Here is a 10,106-nt window from a genome sequence, read left to right as displayed (position 1 = left end):
TTCTTCGTACTGAGCTGAACACCATTATTTTTGAAGCGACATGGAGTGATAAGGCAACACCGGCAATGGTGGCAAGATTGATTTTGGAGAACGGGTATCAGAAAGAACAATAAAGAATCGCAACTATTAATTAAGGGTTGCAAAAAGTAGCAGCCCAATATTGTTAAGTTATCCTTAATATAATACATGGGAAAAACTATGGCACGAACTCAAACGCTTAGAGAATGGGCAGAGCAAGAATTTTCTGAACCAGTCCCAAGCTACCAGACTCTAATACGTTACGCAAAAAACGGCATGATCTCCCCTAGACCATACAAAGCCGGAAGGTGCTGGAGAGTTGAATTAAGCGCTAGATTTGTTGGATTTATAGAAAAACCTATTATCAAGAAAAATGATGACCCCAGACTAATGAGGATTTTAGAAGATGGCTCGCCCACGTAAATATAATGTCAATATCCCCGGCTTATCCTGTTACACTGATGCCAGAACAAAAAAGATTTACTGGCGTTATAAACATCCGGTTACAGGGAAATTTCACGGATTAGGTGATGATGAAAAATCTGCGAAGGCAATTGCTATAGAAGCCAACTCCCGTTTAGCTGAGGTCAAAATGACTCAGCTATTAAAAGTCAAAGATGAAATCAGCCGAAAAATAAAAAAAGGGATTTCTGTTACGGGTTGGTTAGACGAGTATTTAAAAATTCAAAAAGAACGGCTAAACGCAGGTGAAATAAAACCAAACACCGTAAAGCAAAAAATCGCACCAGTCGAAGCATTCAGGCAGCATTGCGGTAACGAGAGTATTGATATTATTCAAACTAAAGATATTGCAACTTTAGTTGATGAGTATAAAGAACGCGGGCAAACAAGGATGGCCCAAATTGTTCGCATGGTTTTAATCGATGTTTTCAAAGAAGCCCAACATGCGGGTGAAGTCCCTCCGGGATACAACCCTGCTAAAGCTACTAAAATGCCTATTAATAAAATTAAACGACAAAGACTGAGTCTGGAGGAATGGAAAATAATATTCGATCACGCTGGGAAAACTCAACGCTATTTACAGAATGCGATGTTATTAGCTCTAATTACCGGACAGCGTTTAGGGGATATAGCCAAATTGCGGTTCGATGACGTATGGGATGATTACTTGCATATCATTCAGGAAAAAACAGGAGCTAAACTGGCGATCCCTCTCAGCCTCAAATGTGAAAAAATAGGCTTTACATTACAAGATGTAATAATACGTTGTAGAGACAGGATATTAAGCCCTCACATGCTCCACTATCACCATACTACTTCACAAGCCCAAAGGGGCGGCCAAGTATCAGCTAATGCAATCACTGCCAGTTTTCAAAAGATCCGTGATGAGACAGAGCTCAAGTGGGAGAAAGGTACCCCTCCCAGTTTTCACGAACAAAGGTCACTATCAGAGCGTCTCTATCGTGAACAAGGAATTGATACGAAAACATTGCTAGGACATAAGAGCCAATCTATGACAGATAAATACCATGATGATAGAGGTAAAGATTGGACTATTTTGGCAGTGAAATAGCGATCAAATTATAACCAGTTTTGCAGAAGAGTTTTGCAGGAGTTTTGCAGAAGATATTTTACATCGCTAAAAAGAACGGGAACTATTAAGCCCCCGTTATCTATTCCGATATATAATTATTACATGTTGGAAATAATCGCATCACCGAATTCGCTACATTTCAGCAGCTTAGCATCTTCCATCAGGCGCTCAAAATCGTAAGTCACGGTCTTAGCAGCAATCGCGCCTTCCATTCCCTTAACGATTAGGTCGGCGGCCTCGAACCATCCCATATGGCGCAGCATCATCTCAGCGGAAAGGATCACAGAACCTGGGTTAACTTTGTCCTGACCCGCATATTTAGGCGCAGTACCGTGTGTTGCTTCGAACAATGCACACTCGTCACCAATATTTGCACCAGGAGCAATACCAATACCACCAACCTGTGCAGCCAGTGCGTCAGAGATGTAGTCACCGTTCAGGTTCATACAAGCAATAACATCATATTCTGCTGGGCGTAACAGGATTTGTTGCAAGAAGGCATCTGCAATCACATCTTTAATGATGATGTCTTTGCCACTTTTAGGATTTTTGATCTTAACCCATGGGCCACCATCCAGCAGTTCTCCGCCAAATTCAGTGCGAGCCAGCTCATAACCCCAATCTTTGAAAGCACCTTCAGTGAACTTCATGATATTACCCTTATGAACCAGAGTTACTGATTCACGGTCATTATCAATAGCATATTCAATCGCTGCGCGTACCAGACGCTTAGTGCCCTCTTCTGAGCATGGTTTCACACCAATGCCACATTGTTGAGGGAAACGGATCTTAGAAACCCCCATTTCATCTTGTAAGAACTTGATGACTTTATCGGCTTCCGCTGAACCTGCTTTCCACTCAATACCCGCGTAAATGTCTTCCGCATTTTCGCGAAAAATAACCATATCAGTTAATTCAGGACGCTTAACAGGGCTTGGTGTACCTTGATAGTAACGAACAGGACGTAGGCACACGTACAGATCCAATTGCTGACGCAGTGCCACGTTCAAAGAACGGATACCACCACCAACTGGCGTTGTCAGAGGGCCTTTGATAGCAACACGGTATTCACGGATCAAATCCAATGTTTCATCTGGTAACCAAACATCTTTACCATAAACATGTGTGGATTTTTCACCCGTATAAATTTCCATCCAAGAAATTTTGCGCTCATTGTCATAAGCTTTCTGAACCGCAGCATCAACAACTTTCAGCATAACCGGCGTAACATCAACACCAATGCCATCCCCTTCGATGTAAGGGATTACTGGGTTATTCGGAACACTTAATTTACCTTTGGCATCAATAGTAATTTTTTTACCTTCCGCCGGAACAACTACTTTGCTTTCCATTAACCTCTCCTTTCGAATAAACGCAGTGCCTTGTTAATTTTTTGTAAGGGACGTGTCAATACTACTTGAATATTCTGCAAACGCCAATGCTCACAGATTTAAGGTATAATACGCCCCTTTATTTTGCGCGATAACTTATCATGACAAATATCTCTTTTAAAAAACGCCAACTTAACCGATTCAGCCAAAGAAAAAATAATAATCCTATAAAAAAAATAACTGGCCCCCGTCGAGTATTAATCTTTAACAAACCTTATGATGTCCTTCCCCAATTTACTGATGAAATGGGAAGAACCACATTAAAAAACTTTATTCCGTTTACTGATGTTTATGCCGCAGGACGTCTGGATCGCGATAGCGAAGGACTATTGATATTGACTAATGACGGCAAATTGCAGGCCAAGTTGACTCAACCCCACAAAAAAACCGCTAAAGTTTATTATGTTCAGGTTGAAGGTATTCCTGATGAAACTGTCCTAAATAAGCTGCGCAATGGCATCACATTAAAAGATGGCCCGACGCTGCCTGCTGGTGCAGAGTTAGTGGAAGAGCCAGAATGGCTCTGGGAACGAATGCCCTCCATTAGAGAACGGAAAAGCATTCCAGTAAGCTGGCTCAAAATTACGCTGTATGAAGGCCGCAATCGTCAGGTACGCAGAATGACAACCCATGTCGGTTTTCCAACATTACGCCTTATCCGATTCAGTATGGGTTCAATACAATTGGGGTCATTATCCCCCGGGGAATGGAGAGAAATTAATTTTGTTTAGTCCACACGTCACCGTTGCATGCATTGTTCATGCAGAAAATAAATTTTTAGTTGTTGAAGAACTGATCAATGGCATCCCCTTCTGGAATCAGCCTGCGGGCCATCTTGAAGCCAACGAAACGCTATTAGAAGCTGCTGAACGTGAATTATGGGAAGAAACGGGGATTAAGGCTCAACCACAGGCATTCTTGAAACTACACCAATGGATTGCACCCGACAAAACCCCCTTTATCCGATTTCTATTTCTGATAGAAATGGAAAAAACCATGGATACAGCCCCACAAGATGATGATATTCATTGCTGCCATTGGTTAAGCGCTGAAGAAATCCTTAACAGTCAGCAACTACGCTCACCATTAGTGGCTGAAAGTATTCGCTGTTATTTGGAACGCAGGGCTTATCCACTATCGATATTGGACAGCTATGGCTCGCTTTTCGCCAAATGATGACGTAAATAAAACTCAAATAAAAAGTACATGCAGACGTTTGATGCACCGTGTGTGCCAACGTGCTAGAGTATTGCGTTTGTTTTTTTCCGCAGTGAGATATATCCATGTCAGATAACAGCCAGAAAAAAGTCATTGTCGGAATGTCCGGCGGTGTTGATTCATCAGTTTCCGCCTACCTTCTGCAACAGCAGGGCTACCAGGTAGCTGGCCTGTTCATGAAAAACTGGGAAGAAGACGATGGTGAAGAGTATTGCTCAGCCGCGGCTGATCTTGCTGATGCCCAAGCTGTTTGTGACAAACTTGGCATAGAGTTGTATACCATCAATTTTGCAGCCGAATATTGGGACAATGTGTTTGAACATTTTCTTGCTGAATATAAAGCAGGCAGAACACCAAACCCAGACATTCTCTGTAACAAAGAAATTAAGTTCAAAGCATTTCTTGAGTTTGCCGCCGAGGATTTAGGGGCTGATTACATCGCAACCGGGCATTATGTTCGCCGTCGGGATGTGGACGGCACCAGCCAATTGCTCCGTGGTCTGGATGGCAATAAAGATCAAAGTTATTTCTTATATACCTTAAGCCACCAGCAAGTTGCCAAGAGCCTGTTTCCCGTCGGGGAATTGGAAAAACCTGAAGTACGCCGCATTGCCGAAGAAATCGGTCTCGCCACAGCGAAGAAAAAAGATTCGACCGGTATTTGCTTTATTGGCGAACGTAAGTTCCGTGATTTTCTGGGACGCTATCTACCCGCCCAACCAGGCCCGATTGTTACCGTGGATGGTCAGACTATCGGCCAGCATACCGGCTTGATGTACCATACACTAGGTCAACGCAAAGGACTGGGGATTGGGGGAACCAAAGAAGGTAGTGAAGATCCGTGGTATGTTGTTGATAAAGATGTCGAACACAATACGCTGATTGTCGCCCAAGGTCCTGAGCATCCTCGTCTAATGTCCGTCGGTTTAATTGCCCAGCAACTTCATTGGGTTGACCGCCAGGCATTGAAAACAGAAATTCGCTGTGTGGTAAAAACCCGCTACCGTCAGCATGATATCCCCTGCACTGTCGTTCCCCTGAGTGAAGATAAAATTGAAGTTCGTTTTGATAGCCCTGTTGCCGCTGTCACCCCCGGTCAATCAGCCGTGTTTTATCAAGGTGAAGTCTGTCTCGGCGGTGGTGTGATCGAACAACGTATACAGGAGTAATTGTGGCTAAAAATTATTACGACATTACACTGGCTCTGGCAGGTATCTGCCAGTCAGGTCGTCTGGTACAAACGCTTGCCCATGAAGGCCAGTGCGATACTGATGCTTTTGAAATCACGATTAACAGTATTTTGAATATGAACCCGGCATCCACTTTGGATGTTTTTGGCAATAATGCCAACAACCTGCGCATTGGTCTTGATGCGATGCTGGGCATGTTCAATGGTTCAAACAGTGGTGTTTCAGCCGATCTTACCCGCTATATGCTGAGTTTGATCGCACTAGAGCGTCGTTTGAATAAAAATCCAGCGGCTGCCGATGATCTGACAAACCGAATTAAACAATTAGAACGTCAGCAAACCTATTTTGAACCTATGTCAGAGGGAATGTTCAACGCCCTTGCAGGAATTTACGTTGATGTGATTAGCCCTCTTGGGCCACGCATTCAAGTCACGGGTTCACCAGAAGTATTACGTAATACACTGATTCAGGCAAAAGTCAGGGCTGTGTTGCTGGCAGGTATCCGTTGTGCCGTTTTATGGCAACAAGTCGGCGGTAACCGCTTACAAATCATGTTTTCTCGTCAGCGCCTGATCCGACAGGCAAAAGACATTCTCACTCGTTTTTAAATAAAAATGTTAAATAAAATCCGGGAGTTGCTATCAATGGAATTATCCTCACTGACCGCTGTTTCTCCAATTGATGGCCGTTACGGCGATAAAGTCAGTTCACTACGTGCCATTTTTAGTGAGTTCGGCTTACTAAAATTTCGTGTTCAGGTAGAAGTGCGTTGGCTGCAAAAGCTGGCCGCTACGGCTGAAATCAAAGAAGTTCCTGCTTTTGATACAAACGCAAACGCTTACCTTGATGAAATTATTGCAAACTTCAATGAACAAGACGCATTGCGCATCAAAGAAATTGAACGCACAACCAATCATGATGTGAAAGCTGTTGAATATTTTCTGAAAGAAAAAGTCGAGCATATCCCTGCTCTACATCAAGTCTCTGAATTTATTCACTTTGCTTGTACATCAGAAGATATCAATAACCTATCACATGCGTTGATGCTCAAAACCGCTCGTGAAGAAGTGTTGCTACCTCAATGGCGTCAGTTGATCAATACCATCACGCGTATGGCCCATGACTATCGTGACCTGCCTTTGCTATCACGTACACATGGGCAACCTGCCACGCCTTCAACCATTGGTAAAGAACTGGCTAACGTGGCTTATCGTATGGAGCGTCAATTCCGTCAGCTTGAGCAAGTGGACATTCTGGGTAAAACCAACGGGGCTGTCGGCAACTACAACGCACATCTGTCAGCCTATCCAGACATTGATTGGCATCAGTTCAGCGAATCATTTGTTACATCTCTGGGCATCCAATGGAATCCGTATACCACCCAAATAGAACCTCATGATTACATTGCAGAATTGTTTGATTGTGTAGCACGTTTCAATACCGTCTTGCTCGATTTTAATCGCGATATTTGGGGTTATGTCGCGCTGAATCATTTCAAACAAAAAACTATTGCTGGGGAAATCGGTTCTTCCACCATGCCACATAAAGTCAATCCGATTGATTTCGAAAACTCCGAAGGAAATCTGGGATTGGCAAACGCCGTTTTAGGACATCTTGCCAGCAAACTGCCTGTTTCCCGCTGGCAACGTGACCTCACAGATTCAACCGTACTGCGCAATCTTGGTGTGGGCTTGGGATATGCCTTAATTGCTTATCAATCCACCATGAAGGGACTGAATAAGTTAGAAGTTAATGAGCAGCATCTACTGGATGAATTGGATCACAACTGGGAAGTATTGGCAGAACCGATCCAAACTGTTATGCGCCGTTATTGCATTGAAAAACCATACGAAAAATTAAAAGAGCTCACTCGTGGTAAACGTGTTGATGCAGAAGGCATGAAAGCGTTCATTGATGGACTTGAACTGCCTGAAACGGAAAAAGAACGTCTCAAATCCATGACTCCAGCAAACTACATTGGTTATGCTGCGTCGCTGGTTGACAAGCTAAAATAATATTTATCCATTACATGGGCGGGATATCCCCGCCCATGTCTCATACACTTCAAATTGCAACTTTGCAGCAACTCAAAAATTCCCAACAAAAAGCTAAAATATTGCTTCACTTAACTAAGTTATATTAACGATAAGTTTTAATTTAGTGCGCGATAAGTTAAATAATAGATAAGTTTATAATCTAAAAATAATACTTTTCTATCTAAAATATAAATAGATTGTAAATTTACATATTATTTCAATATAACCTTTTGTTTTTAAAAAATTAAGATGGTAAAAAAAATAAATGACAACTAAACTTAACTTCAATGGAAATAATACATATATGTAATTTTATTTAATACTTATTGACGAAATTTCCTAATTAGCTATTTTAAATTTATTTGTAAACGTTACTAATTAGCATAGGAACCATTATGCGGATATTGATCGTTGAAGATAATGCACTGCTCCGCCATCACTTAACAGTACAATTGAGAGATATTGGTCATCAAGTTGATGCTGCGGAGAATTCGAAAGAAGCTGATTATTATATAAAAGAAAGCCATCCTGATATTGCTATCGTCGACTTGGGATTACCTGGGGAGGATGGGCTCAGTATGCTAAAACGCTGGCGCAGTGAGCAAATTAATCTACCTATTCTAGTTCTTACCGCTCGTGAAAGCTGGCAAGAAAAAGTCACTGCACTAAATGCAGGAGCAGATGATTATGTTACCAAACCGTTCCATTTGGAGGAGATTAACGCTCGCATACAAGCATTAATGCGACGCAATAGTGGATTGGCTTCACAACTAGTTGAAATTCAGCCATTTTTAATTGATCTTTCACGAAAAGAGCTTTCTATCAGTAATACCAGCATTAAATTGACCGCTTTTGAATATACGATTGTCGAAACTTTGATGCGCAATAATGGAAAAGTTGTTAGTAAAGAATCATTAATGCGTCAATTGTATCCAGATGCTGAATTACGTGAAAGCCATACAATTGATGTCTTAATGGGGCGCTTAAGGAAAAAAATATCAAATGAATGGTCAGAAGAAGTTATCGTCACTGTACGAGGCCAAGGCTATCGCTTTGATGTGAAAACTCATGATGCTTAAATTCACTCAAAAACGCTTTTCTCTGAGAACCCGTTTTTTGATGGCAACGTCAGCTATTATCCTTTCCTTGACGCTATCCTATGGAACTGTTGCCATTGTTGGGTATTTAGTGAGTTTAGATAAAACGATCGATTCTATATTACGTAGCCAAAGTGATTTGTTTTTTTCGCTCGCTAAGTGGGAAAACGACAATCTAGATCTTCGTATTTCAAAAGATTTATTGATAAATCCCTACTCATTGGCACTTATTTATGATGAAAAAGGAAATATTCTCTGGCGTCAGAAGATCATTCCTGAATTGGAAAAAATGCTTACGCCTGATTGGTTAAAAAAAGATGGCTTATATGATTTAGAAGTTCCTTTAAAAGAACAAAGCAACGGGAGCTTTTTTCATGCCCAATCATCAGGTTCAAATCAAGACCGTACAAATAAAAGAGTCGACGATAGTGGCGATAGTGGCGATAGTGGCGATAGTGGCGATAGTGGCGATAGTGGCGATAGTAGTAGTGTGTTATTTACCTATTTAGTTGCCGTGAATATTTATCCTGCAACTAAGAATCTGCCAGCACTAACTATCGTCATCATTGATGCTCTCCCAAATAATACACAAGATGAAGCGAAGGTTTGGGAATGGTTTAGCTATGTATTAATAGCCAACTTGCTTCTCGTCATTCCATTAATCTGGCTTGCCGCTGATTGGAGTATTCTTCCAATTAAGTCATTGATTAGTCAAATAAGCTCTTTGGAAAAAGGAGAAAGAGAAAAACTAGATGAAAACCCGCCTGCCGAATTAAAAGCACTAATCAGGAACTTAAACGCTTTATTAGATAATGAGCGTAAGCGCTATGCAAAATATCAGACGACACTTTCTGACTTAACTCATAGTCTGAAAACACCTTTGGCAGTGCTGCAATCAACACTACGTACTCTGCGTCCGCCGCAAAAAATGACCATTGAACAAGCTGAACCTATCATGCTTGAACAAATTGATAGAATTTCCCAACAAATTGGTTACTACCTGCACCGGGTCAATATGCGTAGTGATAATAATCTGCCCTTGAGGAAAGTGTCTTCTGTCCCAACCTTACTAGACATCCTTATCCGTGCTCTGACAAAAGTATATCAGCGTAAAGATGTCAACATTACACTGGATGTTTCCCCTGAAGTTACATGGTTGGGTGAAAAAAATGATTTTTTAGAAGTAATAGGAAATGTTCTGGAGAATGCTTGTAAATATTGTTTGGAATTTGTCGAAGTCACCGCATTTATGAGTGAAAATTCTGTCACTGTCATTATTGATGATGATGGGCTTGGCATACCGCCCGAGAAACGTGAGATGGTTTTTCAACGTGGTTTACGTGCTGACACACTAAAATCGGGTCAAGGACTAGGCTTGTCCATAGCTTCTGAAATTGTCGAACAATATGAAGGAAATATTAGTATTGAGGGTAGTCCACTCGGTGGTGCTCGCGTAAACGTGATATTTAGGTCACAACAACTCAATGACAATAAATGATAAATAACCCGAATTCTGCTTAAGCCATCATTGGAACAGCTTCTTCTGAGTAGAAAACTTTCAGTGATGGTTTTTTCAATTTAAGGCAGTAAGCAATCAGTCC

General features: G+C 41.5%; 10 protein-coding genes. 9 read left to right on the top strand and 1 reads right to left on the bottom strand.

Features of this window, described 5'->3' with window-relative positions; genetic code table 11:
• The first annotated feature begins 186 nt into the window (after positions 1–186).
• Both Xhom_RS19565 and Xhom_RS19560 read left to right on the top strand, forming a co-directional pair.
• Positions 187–441 (top strand): excisionase, encoded by a 255-nt coding sequence (locus Xhom_RS19565; protein WP_420855271.1) that lies wholly within the window; start codon positions 187–189, stop codon positions 439–441.
• On the top strand, positions 425–1,552 hold the full coding sequence (locus Xhom_RS19560) for a phage integrase Arm DNA-binding domain-containing protein (protein WP_069316163.1): 1,128 nt from the start codon (positions 425–427) through the stop codon (positions 1,550–1,552). Before Xhom_RS19565 ends, Xhom_RS19560 begins: the two co-directional genes overlap by 17 nt.
• A gap of 119 nt (positions 1,553–1,671) precedes the next feature.
• On the opposite strand, the gene icd is transcribed toward Xhom_RS19560, so the two are convergent.
• Entirely contained in the window at positions 1,672–2,925 is a 1,254-nt protein-coding gene (icd, locus tag Xhom_RS19555) for an NADP-dependent isocitrate dehydrogenase (RefSeq protein ID WP_069316164.1), read from the bottom strand.
• A gap of 140 nt (positions 2,926–3,065) precedes the next feature.
• Here icd and rluE point away from each other — a divergent pair, with 140 nt between their 5' ends.
• The 7 genes from rluE to phoQ all read left to right on the top strand — a co-directional run bounded on the left by rluE (position 3,066) and on the right by phoQ (position 10,003).
• On the top strand, positions 3,066–3,695 hold the full coding sequence (rluE, locus tag Xhom_RS19550) for a 23S rRNA pseudouridine(2457) synthase RluE (RefSeq protein WP_069316165.1): 630 nt from the start codon (positions 3,066–3,068) through the stop codon (positions 3,693–3,695).
• Entirely contained in the window at positions 3,688–4,140 is a 453-nt protein-coding gene (locus Xhom_RS19545; RefSeq protein ID WP_069316166.1) for an NUDIX hydrolase, read from the top strand. The genes rluE and Xhom_RS19545 overlap by 8 nt, the downstream gene beginning before the upstream one ends.
• Before the next feature lie 107 nt (positions 4,141–4,247).
• Positions 4,248–5,351: a tRNA 2-thiouridine(34) synthase MnmA gene (gene mnmA / locus Xhom_RS19540; RefSeq protein ID WP_069316167.1), complete on the top strand. Its 1,104-nt coding sequence runs from the start codon at positions 4,248–4,250 to the stop codon at positions 5,349–5,351.
• Between the two features lie 2 nt (positions 5,352–5,353).
• Positions 5,354–5,980, top strand: coding sequence for a high frequency lysogenization protein HflD (gene hflD, locus Xhom_RS19535; RefSeq protein ID WP_069316168.1), 627 nt, complete (start codon positions 5,354–5,356; stop codon positions 5,978–5,980).
• Between the two features lie 36 nt (positions 5,981–6,016).
• The gene (purB, locus tag Xhom_RS19530) at positions 6,017–7,387 is read left to right on the top strand and encodes an adenylosuccinate lyase (RefSeq protein ID WP_069316169.1); all 1,371 of its coding nucleotides are present in this window, start codon (positions 6,017–6,019) and stop codon (positions 7,385–7,387) included.
• Between the two features lie 416 nt (positions 7,388–7,803).
• The gene (phoP, locus tag Xhom_RS19525) at positions 7,804–8,487 is read left to right on the top strand and encodes a two-component system response regulator PhoP (RefSeq protein ID WP_069316170.1); all 684 of its coding nucleotides are present in this window, start codon (positions 7,804–7,806) and stop codon (positions 8,485–8,487) included.
• Entirely contained in the window at positions 8,480–10,003 is a 1,524-nt protein-coding gene (gene phoQ / locus Xhom_RS19520) for a two-component system sensor histidine kinase PhoQ (protein WP_069318443.1), read from the top strand. The genes phoP and phoQ overlap by 8 nt, the downstream gene beginning before the upstream one ends.
• Positions 10,004–10,106: the final 103 nt, after the last annotated feature.

This window comes from Xenorhabdus hominickii (genome assembly GCF_002632725.1).
In the GTDB taxonomy this organism is placed as follows: Bacteria; Pseudomonadota; Gammaproteobacteria; order Enterobacterales; family Enterobacteriaceae; genus Xenorhabdus; species Xenorhabdus hominickii.
Note: the sequence above shows the minus strand (reverse complement) of the source record. Positions and strands in the feature narration are given on the sequence as shown.